Here is a 19,346-nt window from a genome sequence, read left to right on the forward strand (position 1 = left end):
CGTGTGTCGTGACTGAGTGTGACATGCCGGACGCCGCAAGTGATGTGCGGGTCTCGGCTGCTGTGCTTTAGGCCGCCGAGACGGACGCCTTGACCCACTCCGTGACCTCGTCCAGCAGCACCGCTTTCCGGGCGTCGCTGGCGAAGGAGGAGCGGATGGAGTTCGCTGCCAAGGTGGCTTGTTCGGGAACTGAGAACTCCAGTACCTTCACCAGTTGCTCGAAGTTCTCGTCCACGTAACCACCAAAGTAGGCGGGGTCGTCAGAATTCACGCAAACGTTCAGGCCGATCGCCAGCATCTCCGGCAACGGGTGGTCCTCCAACTTATCCACCGCACGGAGACGCACGTTGGAGAGGGGACAAACCGTCAGGGGAACCTGCTCAGCAACGAGCCGCTGCACCACGTCTGTGTCTTCCATGCAGCGGATGCCGTGATCGATCCGTTCCACATGAAGGAGATCCAGCGCTTCGGTGATGTAGGAGGCCGGTCCTTCCTCGCCCGCATGGGCGATTCGTCGCAGCCCTGCCTCGCCGGCGCGCTGGTACAGTCGCTTGAATTTCGACGGCGGATTGCCCACCTCTGCGGAGTCCAGGCCGATGCCTGCGATCGGTGCGTGCATCGCCTGGAGCTGGTCCAGAACTTCGAGCGCCGAATCCTCGGACATGTCGCGCAGGAATGCCGCGATGAGGAGGGTGGTGACGCCGAAATCTTCCTCGGAGGTGGCCAAGGCGTTGGCCACGCCATTGACGCAGGTCTCCAAAGCCACTCCCCGGGAAGTGTGTGCCTGGGGATCCATCATGATTTCCGCGTGACGCACGCCCCCGGCGGCGGCCCGCTTCAGATAAGCACGAGTCATGTCGGTGAAATCCTGCTCGGTCTGCAGGACGGCCATATTGGCGTAGTAGAGGTCCAGGAAAGATTGCAGGTCAGTGAACTGGTACTTTTCCCGGAGTTCCTCAATGTCTTGGTACGGCAGTTCGATGCCGTTTCGTTCGGCTAGGGCAAAGATCAGCTCTGGCTGGAGAGTCCCTTCAATGTGCAGGTGCAGTTCGGCAACCGGGGGCGCCGTGGGTGTAGTTTTCTCGCCAAAAGTTTCCACCTGACAACTCTAGGCCCCAACACCTGCACGTGTCCCGGAGCACTCAACTTGGTTCTCAAGCCCGGCACCCTCAAACTGAAAGGATGCAGACTTTCCTCCCTTTCGCCGATTTCCGTGAGAGTGCCGCGGCGCTCGACACTTCAAGGCTCGGCAAACAGCGCGTCGAAGCCCTCCAGGTTCTCCGCGCGTTGGTGATCCCGGAGTACGGTTGGCAGTCCCACCCCGCCGTGCGCATGTGGATGGGCCACGTCCCGGCGCTCACCATGTACGGCCTGGCCATGGCTGATGAGTGGATTGCGCGTGGGCACCCGGATAACACCCGCACCAACATCACGGAGTTCGCGCCTCAGGCTGCCCACCCGGATTACGCTTCCAGGATCATCATGCCGCCGTGGCTTGGACACGAGGACCTGCACCTCAGCCACCGTTCCAAGCTGATCACCAAGGATCCAAAGCACTACTCCCAGCTCTTTCCCGGCACTGAGGAAAAGCTTGAGTATGTGTGGCCGGAACCCAAGCATGAGTTCCACCCGGAAGACCCGGAAGAGGATCGCCTGTTGATTCTGCGCGCCAACGTTGATGACCTCCGCCCGGAGCAGCTCACCACCGTCGCCATGCCGCCGCATGGCAAAGCACGTGCCGCGGCCCCGGCAGACCCCGACGAGTACCAGTTTGTGTACGCCGAGGAGAAGTCCCGCCGACAAGTGGGTGGACCCAAGAAGCGCCCGGTGGTGCAGAAGGAAAAGAAGCCCACGCGCAAGCGCCAGGCACAGGAGCAGGCCTTCAACACCCTGCCTGGCAAGACCGAACTCGCTGTGCCTTTTGACGATGGCCAAATCTTCGCTGTTGGTCTGATTCAGGGCCGCCCCATCACTGTTGATGGCCGCTTCGCACGCAACTTCGAGGTCACCAACGTGATCAAGCGCACCGACTTCGACTACCCCGCACTGCTTCAGGATCCCCGGGTCTTCTTCCCGGTCCCGGCGCCTGCGCCTGCGCAGTAGCGGTACTTTTCACCAGCATACGACGGCGGCAGCCGGGTTCTGTATCCACGGAACCTGGCTGCCGCCGTCGTTTGTTTGCTGCATGCGGCGCCCGCTCTGTGAGACGGTAAGGGCACGCACCTAACCGGGGAGGGCCATGGATTTCCAGCACGTCATCGAAGAAGTCGGCCGGTACATGGACGTCGCCGGGGTGGCGGTGATGGTGATAGGTGCCGTGGTGTCCATCCCCATGGCCCTCCGGGGATACCAGCCAAAGCGGGCCCGCGGCCTGGCACCCTTCTCCCCGTACCGCTCCTACCGGCAACTGTTGGGCAGGTCCATCCTGTTGGGGCTCGAGCTCCTGGTGGCCGCCGACATCATCAGAACCGTGGCCGTCACTCCTACTTTTGAGAGCGTCGGGGTGCTGGCCATCATTGTGCTGATCCGGACGTTCCTCAGTTTCTCGCTGGAGCTGGAAATTACGGGCCGCTGGCCGTGGCAGAAGGAAAAAGACGCGTGACCCAGCAGTGGATCCCGGACATTCTTGGCGAAGGCTTTGAGCAGCAAACGTTAGAACTCGACGGCGGTGCTGAAGCCACCCTGGTGAGGTACCTCGGCACCGGCCCCGAGTGGCCGGAGGACTTGGACGGCGTTCCGGACCCCGCAGGAATCGATGCCGACGTCCTGTACGTCCACGGCTGGTCCGACTACTTCTTCCAAAAGCACGTAGCCGAGTTCTGGCACCGAACCGGCGCGCGCTTCCACGCCCTGGACCTTCACAACTACGGGCGCAGCCTGCGTCCCGGGATGGTTCCGGGTTTCGTCACCAACCTGTCCGCTTATGACGCCGACATCGCCGCAGCGCTGACCGCCATGGGCCGCTCCGACGTCCCTGGCCATGACCGACCACTCATCCTGTTGGGCCATTCCACCGGTGGGCTCACCCTCAGTCTGTGGGCTGCCCGTCATCCTGGCGTGGCTTCTGCACTGATCCTCAACAGCCCGTGGCTGGAATTTCAAGCCACCGAGCTCGGTAGACGCGCGATCGCCCCGCTGGTGGGACTGCGCGCCCGGCTCCACCCCCTGACACCGTTGCCCCCAGTGGATCCGGGCATCTACACCCGGGCCGTATCAGCCACCCTTGACGGTGAGTGGGACTACAACCTCCAGTGGCGGCCCGACCGGGGCTTTCCCATCACTCCGGCATTCCTCGACGCCGTGTTCCGCGGCCAGGCCACTGTTGCCGCCGGTTTGGGGATCGATGTTCCGGTACTCGTGCTGCTCTCGGACAAGAGCTACCTCCAGCCAAAATGGTCTGCCGACGCTCTCACGGCTGACGTCGCACTCAACGTGGATGCCGTGGCTCACCGCTCGTTGTCCTTGGCCGACACCGTAACGGTGAGCCGGCTCCCCAACGCGCTCCACGACACCTTCCTCTCACCGGAACCAATCCGGCGAGAGGCCTTCGCGCGGATCGGGCGCTGGCTTCCCACAGCTCTCCAGCCCTCGGATGCAGACGTGTGGGAAGCCAGGACCGCCGGTTTGTAGGGGTTACTTGCCGAGCCCGGCCCTTCGCAGCGCTTCCGCCATGGCTGTGTTGGCAGGAGCCGCCTGCTGATTACTTTGCCGCGCGCCTCCTTGGCGCCGATCGCCCTGACCCTGCCCCTGTCGCGGCGAACCTTGGCCTGATTGACCTGAACGCTGACCCGGCTGACCCGGCTGGCCGCCGCCACGCTGACCAGCAGCACCCTGGTTGCCCGGAGCACGCCCGCCTGAAGCACGCCCACCCGAGGTGCGGCCGCCGGCTGTGCCGGGTTCGTCGTCGAGCCTCAACGTTAGGGAGATGCGCTTGCGTTCGGGGTCGGCTTCCAACACTTTGACCCGTACCACTTGGCCGGATTTCACGATCTCGCGCGGATCCGAGACGAACTTGTTGGATAGTGCCGACACGTGAACAAGCCCGTCCTGGTGCACTCCGACGTCAACGAACGCACCAAAAGCGGCAACGTTGGTAACTGTGCCTTCCAGGATCATGCCGGGTTTGAGGTCGGAGATCTTCTCGATGCCCTCGGAGAACGACGCCGCCTTGAACGCAGGACGGGGGTCACGGCCGGGCTTCTCCAGTTCCGACATGATGTCCTTGACCGTGGGCAGGCCGAACGTGCCGTCAACGAAAGCCTGCGGATCCAACGCCGTAGCCGGACCGCCACCGGCTGCGACCAGGATCTTCCGGGCCACCGAGTATGCTTCCGGATGCACGCTGGAGGCATCCAATGGCTCCGCTCCCCCGGTGATCCGGAGGAAGCCTGCGCACTGTTCAAACGCCTTGGCACCCAGGCGGGGAACCTTCTTGAGGTCGCTGCGCTTCGCAAACGGCCCATTCTCGTTCCTGTAAGCCACGATGTTCTCACTCAGCAGCGGCCCGACGCCGGCCACACGGGAAAGCAGCGCCGGCGATGCTGTGTTCACGTCCACGCCCACGGCGTTCACGCAGTCCTCCACTACGGCATCCAGTGAGCGATCGAGCTTCGCGGCAGTGACGTCATGCTGGTACTGACCTACGCCGATGGACTTGGGCTCGATCTTGACCAGCTCCGCCAAGGGGTCCTGCAGGCGACGCGCGATGGACACAGCGCCACGCAGCGAAACATCCATTCCCGGAAGCTCAGAAGCGGCCAGTGCGGACGCGGAATACACCGACGCTCCAGCCTCGGACACCACCAGCTTCTGGATTCCCTTGGAACCGGCAGCTTCGAGGGACTTGATGAGTTCGGTGGCGAGCTTGTCCGTTTCGCGGGAGGCCGTTCCGTTTCCGATCGCCACCAGCTCTACGTTGTGCTGCTTGGCAAGGCGTCCGAGGGTGGCCAACGCTTCGTCCCACTTCTTCGCGGGTGCGTGCGGGTAGATGGTGTCCGTGGTGACAACTTTGCCGGTACCGTCCACCACAGCCACCTTCACGCCGGTCCGGAGTCCGGGGTCCAGGCCAAGCGTGGCGCGGTTGCCGGCAGGTGCGGCCAACAGGACATCACGCAGGTTGGCGGCGAAAACTCGAACGGCTTCGTCCTCGGCGTCGGCGAACATGCGTCCGCGAAGGTCCGTGGTCAGCCGGTCCAGAATGCGGCCCCGCCAGGCCAGCTGTGCGGTCTGCATCAGCCAGGCATCGGCGGGCCGGCCCTGGTTGGCGACCCCAAGGCACTTGGCCACAGCGTTTTCGTAGCGGCCGCGAGCGGCGGCCAGGGCGTCGTCGTCGGCCGGGTCTGCTTCGGCGAGATCGAGCTCAAGGACGCCGTCCTTCTCGCCGCGCAGCAAAGCGAGCACGCGGTGCGACGGCATGCCGGACGGCACCTGCGTGAATTCGAAGTAGTCCTTGAACTTCTGACCCTCCGCCTCCATGCCCTTCTTGACCCGCGACACCATGCGTCCCTGCTTCCACAGGCGTTCGCGGAGATCCTCAGCCAGGTCCGGGTCCTGCCCGACGCGCTCCACCAGGATGGCGCGGGCACCTGCGAGCGCCGTGGCGGCGTCGTCAATGGAGTGCTCGGCGTTCATGTATTTGGCGGCTTCGGTTGCGGGGTCCAGGTGCGGGTTGGCCAGCAGGACGTCGGCCAGCGGCTCCAGCCCGGCTTCGCGGGCGATCTGGGCCTTGGTGCGGCGCTTGGATTTGAAGGGGAGGTAAATGTCCTCCAACCGGGCCTTGGTATCGGCCCCGACGACGGCGGCTTCCAGTTCCGGGGTCAGCTTGCCTTGGGCGGCAATCGCCTCCAGGACCGAGGTGCGTCGTTCTTCGAGCTCACGCAGGTATCTGAGGCGTTCTTCGAGGTCGCGGAGTTGGGTGTCATCGAGCGTCCCGGTGACTTCCTTACGATAGCGGGCGATGAAGGGAACGGTGGATCCGGCGTCGAGCAGTTCCACAGCGGCTTTGACCTGCCAGGTCTTGACGCCGAGTTCTTCGGCGATCTGGGCATGGATGGCAGAGGCAGCTGACTGGTGTTGGAGATTTGAAGTCACCATGACAGTTTGCCTCACGTGGCCGACAATTTCCGGTACACGCATCCTTGAGGACTATCCGGGCGGCTGTGTTAGTGCTGTAGTTGGACCAAGCAGGAACGGGCCGCGAGGCGTTCCTCTCTAGGGATGCCTCGCGGCGGCTGGGTTTGGATGATCAGTGCCATGGGTCAGTGGGACATGTGCTCCTTGGCGGAAATGTGCTCCACCATTTCACCGAGGCGCTGTTCTGCGTAGTGGTTCCGGGCAATATCGCCCTGGCTGATGATGCCTACCAACTTGTGATCACTGATGACGGGCAGGCGGCGCACCTGGTGCTCTTCCATCATGCTCACGGCTTCGTCGACGTTGGCGTCAGCGTCCACCCAGTAAGGCTTGCCGGTGGCGAGTTCGCCGGCCCGGACTTCTCTGGCGTCCTTGCCTTCAGCCAAACACTTGACCACGATGTCGCGGTCGGTGATGAAGCCGGTGAGTTTGCCGTCATGGCCGCAGATAGGGAGTGAACCGCAGTCCATGTCCCTCATCAGCCTGGCGGCGTCCTGAAGAGTTTTGTCCTCTTCGATGCACTGGGCGTTGGTTGTCATGAATTCACGTACGGCACTCATGGGTCCTCCTTCATCGATTGGGGTTATCGACGCGGGGCCTCTCGGCACCGACGCCGATGATGCCAGCCTACGCTCGGAGGGTACCGGTGGCTAGGCGATTTTGCGCCCGATCACGGGCCTCTTTATGGTCCCTATTCGGCGATGTCTTCAGCCCACAATTCGGCGTGGTCCTTTTGGAAAGTGCGCATCATGTCCACGCACCGGGGATCGTCCAGCACCACCACCTCTACCCCGCGTGAGCGCAGGAGATCGAATTCACCGGGGAACGTTTCGGCTTCGCCAACCACTACCCGGGGAATTTTGAATTGGATGATGGTTCCCGTGCACATCGCGCAGGGTGCCAAGGTGGTGTAGAGCGTGGTGTCCCGGTATGTCTTCTGGCGGCCGGCAGCCCTGAGCGCTGACATCTCACCGTGGGCGATTGGGTCGCCGTGCTGTACGCGCTCGTTGTGGCCGCTGGCAATGACGTTCCCGCCACGGGCCAGTGCGGCTCCGATGGGGATGCCGCCCTCGCTGAGGCTTTTTTGCGCTGCTTGGTAGGCGGCCTCGAAAGCGGGGTCAAGGGCGGGGGCTGTTTCAGTCATGGGTGCAGTCTAGAGTGGCCGGAAGCTGTTTTGTCAGGAGTTATTTTGTCGAAGCTATTTTGTCGTGGCTCGCTGATAGCTTGGCTGCAAAGGTTTATTCACGGCACTGAGTTTATTCACGGCACAGAGAGGTAGGTGGGTTGCGGTGTTCTTCCTCGAGCCCGAGCACGCGGGCGCACCGAAGGACCTGGTGTTCTCAGCCAGCGACCTCGTCATTGCTGCCACCTGTGAGTACCAGGCGCTCCGCAAACTCGACGAAAAACTGGGCCGCACGCCAAAGCCTGACTTTGCCACGGATGCCATGTTGGAGCGCACGGCCAAACTGGGAGACGATCACGAGCATCGGGTCCTTGACGAGTTTGTGGCTGAGTTCGGGCTGTGGGATCCGGCTTCCGGGAAGGGCGTTTACGACGTCGTCCCCGCCACGGCGATGGACCGCGCCACCCTGTCGGCCAAGCATGCGGATTCCATCGACGCCTTGCGGTCCGGCGCGGATGTCGTCTTTCAGGCAGCGTTTTTCGATGGTCAATTCCATGGCCGTTCCGATTTCCTGGTGAAACGCCCCGGCGGCCAGTACGCGGTCTTCGATACCAAGCTCGCTCGGCACGCCAAGGTTACGGCTCTCCTGCAATTGGCCGCCTATGGAGATCAACTCATCCAGGCAGGGATCACACCGGACCCCACCGTCACTTTGGTGCTGGGTAACCGGGTTCACAGCGACCACCCTCTTGCGCAGATCCTTCCCGTTTTCAAGGAGCGTCGGGAGCGCTTCCTTGATATGACCCGGGCACATGGTGAAGCAGCCGGGCCCATTGAGTGGGGCGACACCCGGTATTCCGCCTGTGGCCGCTGCGATTACTGTGCTGAGCAAGTCCAATTACACCGTGACCTCCTGATGGTGGCCGGCATGCGGATCAGCCGCCGCAAGAAGCTGATAGAGGCCGGCGTCACCACCATTGACGATCTTGCAGCCCTCCCCGAATCGGGCGACCCCACGTTGTTGAGGCTCCGGGAGCAGGCCCGGTTACAGACCGGGGCAGGCACGCCGGACGGCACGGTCAAGTACACGGACAAGTCCGGAGAAGCCAAAGCCATCAGTTACAACGTTTTGCCGGACAACACCTTGGGAAGGTTGCCCGCTCCTGATCCGGGCGACATTTTCTTCGACTTCGAAGGTGATCCTCTCTGGCAGGACCCTGCCACCGGGAAGTGGGGGCTGGAGTATCTGTTCGGGGTGGTCGAGAACCCTGTGGAACCCGGAGCTGACCCGGTGTTCAGGCCATTCTGGGCGCACTCACGGGCCGAGGAAGGACAGGCTTTTGTGGACTTCCTTGAGTACGTGGCCAAGCGCCGCGCCATGTATCCCGGTATGCACATCTACCACTACGCCGCGTACGAGAAAACGGCCCTGCGTAACCTGTCCCTGACACATGTGGTGGGCGAATCCGCCGTCGACGACCTCCTGCGCCAAGGCGTCCTGGTAGATCTCTACGACACCGTCCGGCACAGCATCCGGATCTCTGAGAATTCCTACAGCATCAAGAAACTCGAACCGCTCTACATGGGGCAGCATCTCCGCTCCGGCGACGTAACGGACGCCGGAGCCTCCGTTGTTGCCTACGCGGACTACTGCACGGCCCGGGACAACGGGAACGCTGAGGACGCAGCCGTGATCCTCGAAGGCATCCGTGACTACAACGAGTACGACTGTTTGTCGACGCTGGAACTTCGCAACTGGCTCCTTGCCCGTGCTGCTGAACGCTCCATCCAGCCGGGTGGTGCAGGGGACGCGCCGCCACCTGATACCGAACCGGAGAAGTACGAGGCAGCACCGGAAGAAAGAGCGCTGTTCGACTACATTGCCGGGCTGTCCGAGGAAGAAAATGACACCGCGGATACGCGTGCAATAGGCATCGTGGCCGCTGGGGTGGGATATCACCGCCGCGAGGACAAACAACACTGGTGGGGTCACTTCGACCGCTTGGAAAAACCGACCTCGCAGTGGCCTGACGAGCGCGATCTGTTCATTGTTGACCACGCTGAACTGCTTGAGGACTGGGCCAAGCCCACACCCCGCAGCAACCCGGTGCGGACAGTGAAACTCTACGGCCGGTCCGGGGACGGCGCAGGGCTGGAACCTGGCAAGAAGTACTTCCGCATGTACGGCCCACCGCTGCCGGAATCGCTGCAAGGAAAAGAGTCCATTGCGCTGGGCCGTGCAGGCTGGAACGGAACCTTGGTCACCGAAGCGGGCGACTTCGAAGACTTCGAAACGGTCACCATCACGGAAGGCCTTCGCAAAGACTCCACGGCCTTCACCCACTTGCCCATGGCCCTGACACCGGATCCACCCATCGCCACCAAAGGCCAGCGCGCCGCCCTCGCTGCTTTGGCCACAAAGCTCAGGGGTACGCTTCCCGAGTGGCCGCAGGATCCCGCCCTGGACCTGGTGCGGAGGAGGCCGCCCAAGCTGCGCAGCCTTGACGCCCTCCCGCCCGTGAAGCCTGGCCCCGACGGGTACATCGACGCCATCACCGCAGCCCTCACTGACCTGGACCACTCCTATCTGGCTGTCCAAGGTCCGCCAGGGAGCGGCAAGACCCACGTGGGCGCCCACGTCCTGGCACGGCTCATCACAGCCGGGTGGAAGGTGGGCGTGGTGGCCCAGTCGCATGCCGTGGTGGAGAACATGCTCTGCGCTGCAGTGGATAAGGCCGGAGTGGATCCGCGTCGGGTGGCTAAGGAAGTCAAACACGACGACCCCGTACCATGGACCCAATGCGGCAAAGGTGACGTGGAAGAACTCTTGTCCAAACCGGGCGGCGCCTTGATTGGCGGCACAGCCTGGACCATGGTGGGTAGTTCGGTTCCGGCCGGATCCCTGGATCTTTTGGTCATCGATGAAGCAGGGCAGTTCTCGCTGGCCAACACCATGGCCGTGAGCCGCGCAGCCAAACGACTTCTGCTTCTGGGCGATCCGCAGCAACTGCCTCAGGTCACGCAAGGCAAGCACCCTGAGCCGGTAGATGAATCAGCCTTGGGCTGGTTGTCAGACGGTTACAACACCTTGCCGCCCCATCTGGGCTACTTCCTGGCGTTATCGTGGCGCATGCATCCCGAACTCTGCAGCGCGGTTTCAGAACTTTCCTACGACAACCTGCTCGAGTCGGCATCCGCAGCAAAAGCACGCCATCTGGAGGGCGCCGCACCCGGTATCTCCTGCGTCTATGTTCCGCACACCGGCAACTCGACGAACTCACCCGAGGAAGCAGCGGAGGTGGTGCGGCAGGTCCGGGCCCACCTCGGCCTGGCGTGGCACAACCCGTCCACGTCGGCGGACCACACGTCAGCTCAACCCCAACCCATCGGAAGCCGGCCCCTGCGTGAGGCCGACATTCTGGTGGTTGCCGCTTACAACGCCCAGGTCCAACTGATCAAGCACCATCTCCGGGACGCCGGACTAAGCAAGGTCCGCGTTGGCACAGTGGATAAATTCCAAGGCCAGGAAGCCCCTGTCGTCATTGTTTCCATGGCCGCCTCGGCAGCCGGAGAAGTCCCCCGCGGGATGGAATTCCTGCTGTCCCGGAACCGGATCAATGTGGCGGTGTCGCGCGGTCAGTGGCGTGCCGTCGTCGTACGTTCGCCCGAGCTGACCAACTACCTGCCAACGCATCCCGAGGGCCTTGAGAACCTTGGTGGGTTCGTGGCACTCTGCCAGCGGAGTTTTTTGTACAGCTAACGCCCTTTAGAAGGCGCTTTAAGGGCATCTGCTGTACAAAAACTCAGGGCTTCGTCCAAGACCCTGCCGAAGTTGGCAGCGTCGTGGGCGAAGCGACCGAGGAAAAGCCCGGACACCCCGTCCAGCTGCGGCAACAGTCCAGGCTTCGCCGAGCCGCCATAAATGATCGGGATCCCTGCAAGGCCGTGCTGCCCCAACGATCCCCGAAGCGCAGCCACCACGCGGGAAACATACTCGGCCGCGGCAGGCTCAGGAGCCCCTATCGCCCATACAGGTTCATACGCAACCACCAGTTGGGAGGCAACGGACCAATCCCCCGATACGGCTGCCTTGATCTGCAGAAACACCGCAGCTGCAGCCGCTTCGGGTTCCAGGACTTCCGACTCCCCCACGCACAACAGCGGCGTCAGCCCGGCGTCGACGGCGGCGCTCACCTTGAGCGCAATCATCGCGTCATCTTCAGCGAAGTACCGCCGGCGTTCGGCGTGCCCGATTTCCACTAGGCCAACCCCAAGCTCAGCAAGCATCGACGGAGAAACTTCCCCCGTCCACGGGCCATCGGACCATCCACAGTTCTGGGCGCCCAAAATCAGGGGCGTACCCGCAATCAAGCGCGCCGCCTCGGGCAGCACCGGGAACGACGGGATCACAAACGGGACCACCCGCCCGGCCGCGAGGGCCGGACGGGCGTCCACTTCTGCCACCAACTGCTCCAACCACGCCAAACTCTGCGCGTAGCCCATGTACATCTTGGTGCTGACGCCAATGAACACGCTGTCAGGAGCAGACGGCATCACGGTTTACTTCCCCAACAGTTCGTCAGCCTTGTTGCTGAAACGCTTAGTGCCGAACATCAGTAGCGCAGCCACGAACGGCAGGACACCCAGCGCGTACACACCCATGGTGCCGGTGTCGGAGGCCGTGACCTGGTTGACCGTGGTACGCAGGATCGGGGCAACAAACCCACCCAGGTTTCCCAAGGAGTTGATCAGCCCGATGCCGGCAGCCGCGGCAGTTCCGGTGAGGAACGCCGTCGGATATGACCAGCAAATGGGGCCGGTGGAGAGGAAGCTGCACACCGCGAGCGTGATGAAGATAATGCCGATGGCTGGCATCTGGTTGGCACCAGCCCAGGCGGAACCGAAGATACACAGGCCCGTGGAGATGAACAACGCGGTGCCCCAGCGGCGGCGACGGGCCACAGTGTTGGCTGCTTTGCCAATGAAGTAGCAGGCGAAGATGCCGAAGAACCACGGGATGGCTGCCAGGAGCCCGACGGCGATGCCCACCTTTTGGCCGGTCAGCTGCGCCACCTGCTGTGGCAGGTAGAACGTGACGCCGTAGACCGCTACTTGCAGGCAGAAGTAGATGACGGTGAAGTACCAGACCCGGCCGTTGCGCATGGACGCCAAGACACCTCGCGGCCCGGTTTCCTCCTTGACCGTGTCTTCAAGTGCCATAACATCAGAGAGGGCCCGTTTCTCTTCCTTGGTCAGGAATTTGGCCTCTTGGGGGCTGTTGATGAGGAAGAAATAGGCCGCGATACCTGCGAGAACGGCGAGCATACCCTCAACAAAGAACATGACCTGCCAGCCTGCGACTCCCGGAACCTGGTCGCCGATGTTGATGAGCCAGCCGGACAACGGTGCGCCCATCATCTGGGAGAACGGCTGGGCCAGGTAGAAGATGGCGAACATCTTCACGCGGACCTTGTTGGGGAACCACGCCGCCAGGAACATGATGACACCGGGGAACAGGCCGGCTTCGGTAACGCCCAGCAGGAACCTCAGGATGATGAAGGACGTCTCACCCTGTACGAAAGCGAAACAGGCCGAGACGATGCCCCAGGTGATGGCGATACGGGCCAACCACACTTTGGCGCCGAACTTGGTCAGCAGCAAGTTGCTGGGGATTTCAAACAGTGCGTAGCCGATGAAGAAGATACCGGCACCCAGCGCGTAAGCGCCGGCGGTGATGCCCCTGTCCACTTCCAGTGCAGCTTCGGCGAAGCCCACGTTGGTGCGGTCCAGGAAGGCCACCACGTACAAAATGACGAGCATTGGCATAAGCCGCCGCGACGCTTTGGAGATCGCCGATTTCAAGACCGGCGTATCCAGCAACTCCTTGGTGGAATTGGTGGCAAGAGACATTGAAACTCCTCTTTGAGTGACAGGAAATGACTAGTGCAGCGCGATCAGCACGATCAGCGCGGGAAGAAGATGAGCACCATGCCCACTGCGCAGGCGAGGACGCCCACGGCAAGGTAGATCTTGCGTTCTCTCGTCCAGCTCTTCATGGCCAGGCGCCTAGTGCATGTACAGTCCGCCATCCACATTCAGCGTCTGCCCGGAAATGTAGCCGGAGTCCTCGCTGATGAGGAAGGCGATGGCGGCTGCGATGTCCCGGGTGGAGCCCACACGGTTCACTACAAGGTCCTTAGTGAGCTCATCTTTGCGTTCCTGGCTCAGCGTTCCGCCCATGATGTCGGTGTCGATGGGCCCCGGAGAGATGGCGTTGACGGTGATGTCGTACTCGCCAAGTTCGCGTGCCGTAGCGCGGGTCAATCCAATGACGCCTGCCTTTGCTACGGAGTACGGGGTTTTGGAGAACGTTCCGCCGCCGCGCTGGGCCGAAACGGAGGAGATATTCACGATCCGGCCGATGCGGTTCTTGACCATGGATTCGGCCACACGGCGGGTGGCGTAGTGGACTCCGTTGAGGTTGATGTTCAGGACGCGGTCCCACTCAGCGGGTTCGAGTTCCAGGTAGCCAACGGGTGAGCTGACGCCGGCCACATTAGCCAGGGCGACGATCTGCGGGAGTTCAGCTTCCAGTTCATCAATAGCGGCGCGGACCTCGGCTTCGCTGGCCACGTTGGCGCCAACGCCGTGGGCCTGGACACCGTATTCCGCGGCGATTTCCTTGGCTGCTATCTTGCAGGCAGCGTCATCAAGATCAATGATGCCGATGTTCCAGCCCTGTGCGGCCAGGTAGTTGACGGTGGCTCGGCCGATGCCGCGTTCGGAAACGGCGCCGGTGACAATTGCGGTGCGTTCTGCGGGGAAAGTCATGTGTTTTCTCCTGAAGGTCTTAGTTGATGGGAGCCGGGCCGAGCTCTTCAATGAGCTTCTGCATGGCGACGTAGGCCTTGTTGCGGTAGGCGATGAGTTCCGGGGTGCGTTCGGCGGGCACGTTGAGGAAGCCAGAGCCGGTCTTGGTGCCGAGCTTGCCCGCATCCACGAGGTCCGAGAGGATCTTCGGCGTCGCGAAGCGCTCCGGGAAGCCGGTCTGCAGCGACTTGTAGCAGAAGTTGTACACGTCCAAACCGGCCATATCCGCGATGGCAAACGGACCAAAGAACGGCAAGCGGAAGCCGAACGTCGTACGCACCAGGGTGTCGACGTCGTCCGCTGTTGCGATTCCCTGCTCCACCAGCTGCGCTGCCTCGTGGAACAGCGCATACTGCAGGCGGTTCAGCACGAAACCGGTAACGTCCTTGACGACGGCGGTCTGCTTGCCGGCAGCGTGCACCAGCTCGCGCGACGCTGCCACCGTCGCGGCAGAAGTCTCAGCGTGAGGGATGATCTCCACGCCGGGAATGAACGGCGACGGGTTGGAGAAGTGCACGCCGAGGAAGCGCTCCGGATGGGTGACGGCCTCGGCGAGGGCGGCGATGGAGATGGTGGACGTGTTGGAACCGATCACGGCGTCCGGGCGGGCTGCAGCGCTGATACGCGCCAGGGACTGGTGCTTGATGTCCAGTACCTCGGGAACGCATTCCTCAATGAAGTCCGCATCCGAGACAGCTTCCTCAATGTCCTTGGCGGCCCACAGGTTCTGCTTCAGGATCTCGGTGGCACCTTCAGGGAAAAGCCCATCCGCGATGAACTGGTCCGACTCCACCAGCAGGCGGTCGTAGTTCTTCTGCGCCACCTCAGCGGACACGTCGGCCAGCGCAACGCGCGCTCCGCCGAGCGCCAGCACCTGGGCGATGCCACCGCCCATGTAGCCGGAGCCGACGACGGCGATCTTCCGGGCTGCGTTGGTGGCGTTGCCCTCGGTTGCTTCAGAAATGGTCATGTTCAGACTGCCTTCGTGTAGTCGGGCTCGTACGAGCAGATGGCGTCCACCTTGGCGGCGGAGGACGAGGTTTGGTCGAAGTGGTGGTCCAGCCACTCCCCTACGAGCTTTTTGGCCAGTTCCAAGCCAATCACCCGCTGGCCGAGCGTCAGTACCTGGGCGTTGTTGCTCAGCACGGACCGTTCAACGGAGTAGCTGTCGTGGGCTGTGACGGCGCGGATTCCGGGAACCTTGTTGGCGGCAATGGCGACACCCAGTCCCGTACCGCAGATCAACAATGCCCGGTCAGCTTCGCCCTCAGCCACCTTGCGGGCGGCGTCCACGGCGACGTGCGGGTAGGCCGTGGAGTCGCTAAAGCCAACGCCGACGTCCGTCACGGACGCAACGCGTGGGTCCCCTTCCAGCAGGGCAATAAGTGCCTGCTTGTACTCCACACCGGCTTCGTCATTGCCGACGACGATGCGCCAACCTGGGTTGTTGCTCATGCTTTGGCTCCGTTTCCGGCCGCTGCCGCTGAAGACGCGGTGGCCAGTTGTGAATCAATAAATTGCGAAATCCTGGCGGCGATCAGGCCAAAGGACACAGCACCCGGGTCAGGGTGACCCAGGCTCTTCTCCGCCAGCGGACGCGCCCGGCCCTTGAGCGGCCGGAGTTCAGCCGTCTTGGTGGCCGCGATTTCGGCTGCCCCAGCGGCAACCGCCAGGGCCCGGTCAACGGGAGTCCCGCCGTCGAGCTCTGTGCGGAAGGTGTCCCGGAACGGCAGGAGTGCGTCCACCATGGTTTTGTCCCCGGGATCGGCTTTGCCGAGTTCGGTGATGGCGCGGACGAAGGCGGTTACGGCGGCGGCCGCGTCCTCCGAGGTGTAGCTTTCACGGTTGCCCAGCGACTGTCCGGCCGCGATGAGAGCCGAACCCCACAGCGCTCCCGAGGTGCCGCCGGCTTTCTCGCTCCAGGCTTCTCCTGCCGCCGCTAGGACACGGGTTACCGATGAACCACTCGCAGCCTCGCCGGCCGCCGCGGCAGCATCGACGCCGCGACGCATGCCGATGCCGTGGTCACCGTCGCCGGCAATGGCGTCCAGCTTGCCGAGTTCCTCTTCGTGCTCCACGACGACGTCCCGCACCTGGGCGAGGATGGCCACGGCCTGCCGCCCGAGTTCAGCCGCTGCCGGGGTGGGCTGTTCGACGTCGGCGGTTTCGGCGTCGTCGATTGCTGCCTCGGCGCGTAGTGCGCGGGGCGCCATGCTGCCCTTGCGGAACGCCGGGGTGTCAGCTGGCGCAGCCCAGTACTGCTCGAGTTCCTCGTCCAGCCACAGGAGCGTCAGCGAGAGCCCGGACATGTCCAGGCTGGTCACCAGCTCGCCGCACTCGGGTTCAACCACGGTGAGGCCTGCAGCCGTGAGGAGCTTCTCGATCTTGCCGAACAGCAGGAAAAGTTCGTCGTACTTCACCGTGCCAAGGCCATTGACGATGGCGACGACGCGGTCCCCGGCGTCCTCCGGCTTGTCGTTGAGCAGCTTCGTGACCAGCAGATCCGCCAACTCGGACGCGGTGGGCATGGGGTGCTCGGAAATTCCTGGCTCGCCGTGGATCCCGAGACCGAGCGACATCTGCCCGTTCGGCACATGGAACAGTGGTTCCTTGGCGCCCGGGAGCGTGCAACCATCAAAGGCCACACCCAGCGAGCGCGTCCGGTAGTTGGTCTTGATGGCCAGACGCTCGACGTCGTCAAGGTTCAGTCCCGCTTCGGCCGCGGCACCGGCAATCTTGAAAACGGTGAGGTCCCCCGCAATGCCGCGGCGCTTCTCGAGTTGCTCGATCGGAGCGCTGGCGATGTCGTCCGTGACGGTAACAGTGCGCGTTTCGATGCCCTCAGCGTTGAGCCGGAGCTGCGCCTGGCCGAAGTGCAACACGTCGCCGGCGTAGTTGCCGTAACTGAGCAGCACTCCACCGCCGGCGTTGGCCGCCTTGGCTACACGGTAAACCTGGCCGGCCGCCGGGGAGGCGAACATGTTGCCGCAGGCGGAGCCGGTTGCCAGGCCTGGGCCAACCAGTCCGGCAAAGGCTGGGTAGTGTCCCGAGCCACCGCCCACCACCAGGGCGACCTGGCCGGAGGGGACCTCGGTGGACCGGACCACGCCGCCGTCAACTCGGGCGACGTAGCCACGGTTGGCAGCTACGAAGCCGTCCAGTGCGTCATCGGCAAAATCGGCTGGGTTGTCGAAAATCTGTGTCATTTTCTAGACTCCTGCGAGCTGCGTTGCCGGTACTTGGCGCCCCTGGGCTACCTGGCTCTTGCCGAGCTCATAGCCCTCGGTCTTGGGCAGGACGTGCCTGCGGAGGTAGTCCTGGTTGCTTGCCGTAACGCTGAGTCCGTCGCCGCCGTAGTGCTCGGTGCAAAGGATGCCTTGGAAGCCCACGGAGAGTGCCACCTTGAACGCCTCGCGGTAGTTGATGAGACCGCTTTCCATCGGAGCCGGCATGGTGATGTAGCTGTCACGGGCCACGTCTTCGTCCCGGATGTAGTTCTTCATGTGCCAGTAGTTGGAGTACGGGAGGGTCTTTGCCACCATCTCGCGCCAGTCCTCGATGGGGCGGTGCAGGCGGATCAGGTTACCCAGGTCCGGGTTGAGGCCCACGTTGTCCAATCCGATGTCCTGGACCAGCTGGACGGAGGAGTCCGCGGTGCCAAGGTAGGTGTCCTCGTACATTTCCAAGGAGATGAGGACACCTGCGTCTGCGGCGTGCTTTCCAAGCTCCCGGATGCGGGAGACGGCGTTCCCCCACGCCTCCTTGTCCCCCACGGGGTCCTTGTACCCCTCCACGGTCCAGAACCACAGCTGCTTCTGCTGCTCAGGAGTGATGGCTTGGTGAAGTCCGAAGGACACCACTTCGCAGTCCAGCTCCGCAGCAGCGTCGATGGTGCGGTGGCTGTAGGCGAGGTTGTCCGCCCAGTCCGTTTGGTGAATGACGCTGCGTCGAATGGCAGAAATGACAGGGACGCCGATTCCCACTTCGTCAGCCGTCTGCTTGAACTCGGCGAGGCGCTCTTTGCTGAGATCACCCGGACGGACCCAGCTGTCGGTGAGGTCAGCGTTGGCGAAACCTGCGTCCTTTACTTCCTGGAGGACATCCGCCCAAACGGAAGCATCGGCGTCGTTAATGTGTTGACCCGCAGCATCGGTGCCGGGGAACTGCAGGAGGGCCGCGGTGATGGGCCAATTCTCGGCGGTGTAGGCCATGATGATCACTCCTTCGTGGAATCCTGTTTCCTATAGGATTTATGAACGGAGCAAGGCTGTCAACCCTTTTCGCGAAACTTCCTGGCTGCGGCCGCGCGCACCACTACCCGCCGATCTCCCCCATAACCTCTGGCGCATTTGGCGCCGAAAGGGAGCGACACCAGCCACCAACAGGTGCGCACGGCGGAAACGGGCGCGAGGCACGGACGGGTGGGAGCCGCCAACAGGTGCGCACGGCGGAAACGGGTGCGGCGTGCGCGGCCCCGGCGAAAGGGTGGGCTTTAGTCCTCCGGCGCGTCCGCCATGGCGCGGCCGCGGACCTTCTCCACGTGATCCACCATCATCGCGGCTGCCTTCTCAGGGTCGCCGCTGGTCATGGCGTCCAGCACCGCTTGGTGCTCTGCGATCGCTTGCTCGGCGTCGGTGATGCCCACTCCCCCAAACAATCGGAAGCGTTGAATCTGGCCACCCAGCGTGTTGTAGGCCGCCAGCAGAAATTGGTTGTTGGCCTGCGCAGCAATGAGTTGGTGGAATCGTTCGTCTGCTTCAAGGTAACTGCGATATTCGGCGAACGACCCACCCCTGGGAGCAGTTTTCAGGTCCTCCACGGCCTGTTTCAGCGCATCCAGACCGTCGGGCGTCATTCGCGAACAGGCCAATCGAGCGTTGACCGGCTCAATGGAAAGGCGGGCCTCCATGAGTTCAGCGAAGTCTTCCCTCGTGAAAACCGGAGCCACCCGGTACCCCTTTAGTGCCACGCGCCGCACCATGCCCGTATGTTCTAAACGGGCCAACGCTTCACGCACCGGGGTGGGCGATACGTCGAGTTCCCGGGCCATCCCGTCGATACTCACCGCTGCACCTGGCTCCAGCCGACCATCCATCAGCCACTCAAGGAGTGCCTCGTAGACGTGGTCCGCCAGCACTTGGCGACTGACGGGGAAGCCAGCGCGGGCAGCGGACGGTGAAGGATCAGCCATGCCACAAATCCTATAGGAACGCCGGCAGCT

At 63.0% G+C, this 19,346-nt stretch carries 16 protein-coding genes; 4 read left to right on the top strand and 12 right to left on the bottom strand.

Translation table 11 applies throughout. The features are described 5' to 3' along the window. Positions 1-67: 67 nt before the first annotated feature. Complete coding sequence (locus tag EU811_RS19795; protein WP_142940013.1) at positions 68-1,099, bottom strand: adenosine deaminase; 1,032 nt, start codon at positions 1,097-1,099, stop codon at positions 68-70. Positions 1,100-1,182: 83 nt separating this feature from the next. Between EU811_RS19795 and EU811_RS19800 the strand changes: the two genes are divergently transcribed. From EU811_RS19800 to EU811_RS19810, 3 genes are all read left to right on the top strand, one after another. Further along, positions 1,183-2,103, top strand: a complete 921-nt coding sequence (locus EU811_RS19800) for an MSMEG_6728 family protein (RefSeq protein WP_142940014.1) — start codon at positions 1,183-1,185, stop codon at positions 2,101-2,103. A gap of 136 nt (positions 2,104-2,239) precedes the next feature. Next, positions 2,240-2,602 carry a DUF1622 domain-containing protein gene (locus EU811_RS19805; protein ID WP_142940015.1) on the top strand — a complete coding sequence of 121 codons (363 nt, stop codon included), beginning with the start codon at positions 2,240-2,242 and terminating at the stop codon, positions 2,600-2,602. Next, the gene (locus tag EU811_RS19810) at positions 2,599-3,630 is read left to right on the top strand and encodes an alpha/beta hydrolase (protein WP_142940016.1); all 1,032 of its coding nucleotides are present in this window, start codon (positions 2,599-2,601) and stop codon (positions 3,628-3,630) included. Before EU811_RS19805 ends, EU811_RS19810 begins: the two co-directional genes overlap by 4 nt. A 3-nt stretch (positions 3,631-3,633) precedes the next feature. Here EU811_RS19810 and EU811_RS19815 read toward each other — a convergent pair whose 3' ends face one another. The 3 genes from EU811_RS19815 to EU811_RS19825 all read right to left on the bottom strand — a co-directional run bounded on the left by EU811_RS19815 (position 3,634) and on the right by EU811_RS19825 (position 7,276). After that, positions 3,634-6,093 (bottom strand): Tex family protein, encoded by a 2,460-nt coding sequence (locus EU811_RS19815; protein ID WP_142940017.1) that lies wholly within the window; start codon positions 6,091-6,093, stop codon positions 3,634-3,636. A gap of 164 nt (positions 6,094-6,257) precedes the next feature. Next, positions 6,258-6,692 (bottom strand): CBS domain-containing protein, encoded by a 435-nt coding sequence (locus EU811_RS19820; RefSeq protein WP_142940018.1) that lies wholly within the window; start codon positions 6,690-6,692, stop codon positions 6,258-6,260. A 131-nt stretch (positions 6,693-6,823) separates the two neighbouring features. After that, complete coding sequence (locus EU811_RS19825; protein WP_142940019.1) at positions 6,824-7,276, bottom strand: nucleoside deaminase; 453 nt, start codon at positions 7,274-7,276, stop codon at positions 6,824-6,826. 145 nt (positions 7,277-7,421) lie between these two features. Between EU811_RS19825 and EU811_RS19830 the strand changes: the two genes are divergently transcribed. Beyond that, positions 7,422-11,015, top strand: coding sequence for a TM0106 family RecB-like putative nuclease (locus tag EU811_RS19830; protein ID WP_142940020.1), 3,594 nt, complete (start codon positions 7,422-7,424; stop codon positions 11,013-11,015). On the opposite strand, the gene EU811_RS19835 is transcribed toward EU811_RS19830, so the two are convergent. The 8 genes from EU811_RS19835 to EU811_RS19870 form a co-directional block, all read right to left on the bottom strand. Continuing rightward, positions 11,012-11,809 (bottom strand): triose-phosphate isomerase family protein, encoded by a 798-nt coding sequence (locus EU811_RS19835; protein WP_142940021.1) that lies wholly within the window; start codon positions 11,807-11,809, stop codon positions 11,012-11,014. The genes EU811_RS19830 and EU811_RS19835 overlap by 4 nt on opposite strands. 6 nt (positions 11,810-11,815) lie before the next feature. Continuing rightward, the gene (locus tag EU811_RS19840) at positions 11,816-13,165 is read right to left on the bottom strand and encodes an MFS transporter (protein WP_142940022.1); all 1,350 of its coding nucleotides are present in this window, start codon (positions 13,163-13,165) and stop codon (positions 11,816-11,818) included. Positions 13,166-13,321: 156 nt separating this feature from the next. Continuing rightward, on the bottom strand, positions 13,322-14,086 hold the full coding sequence (locus EU811_RS19845; protein WP_017197721.1) for an SDR family NAD(P)-dependent oxidoreductase: 765 nt from the start codon (positions 14,084-14,086) through the stop codon (positions 13,322-13,324). Between the two features lie 19 nt (positions 14,087-14,105). Continuing rightward, positions 14,106-15,095, bottom strand: coding sequence for a 3-hydroxyacyl-CoA dehydrogenase family protein (locus tag EU811_RS19850; protein WP_142940023.1), 990 nt, complete (start codon positions 15,093-15,095; stop codon positions 14,106-14,108). A 2-nt stretch (positions 15,096-15,097) separates the two neighbouring features. Beyond that, positions 15,098-15,580: a ribose-5-phosphate isomerase gene (locus tag EU811_RS19855; protein WP_142940024.1), complete on the bottom strand. Its 483-nt coding sequence runs from the start codon at positions 15,578-15,580 to the stop codon at positions 15,098-15,100. Continuing rightward, complete coding sequence (gene dhaL, locus EU811_RS19860; protein ID WP_142940025.1) at positions 15,577-17,331, bottom strand: dihydroxyacetone kinase subunit DhaL; 1,755 nt, start codon at positions 17,329-17,331, stop codon at positions 15,577-15,579. Before dhaL ends, EU811_RS19855 begins: the two co-directional genes overlap by 4 nt. A 3-nt stretch (positions 17,332-17,334) precedes the next feature. Next, positions 17,335-18,336, bottom strand: coding sequence for a sugar phosphate isomerase/epimerase family protein (locus EU811_RS19865; RefSeq protein ID WP_142940026.1), 1,002 nt, complete (start codon positions 18,334-18,336; stop codon positions 17,335-17,337). Positions 18,337-18,617: 281 nt separating this feature from the next. Continuing rightward, the gene (locus EU811_RS19870) at positions 18,618-19,316 is read right to left on the bottom strand and encodes a GntR family transcriptional regulator (protein ID WP_142940027.1); all 699 of its coding nucleotides are present in this window, start codon (positions 19,314-19,316) and stop codon (positions 18,618-18,620) included. Positions 19,317-19,346: the final 30 nt, after the last annotated feature.

This window comes from Arthrobacter sp. TS-15 (assembly GCF_006964045.1).
Classification (GTDB): Bacteria; Actinomycetota; Actinomycetes; order Actinomycetales; family Micrococcaceae; genus Arthrobacter.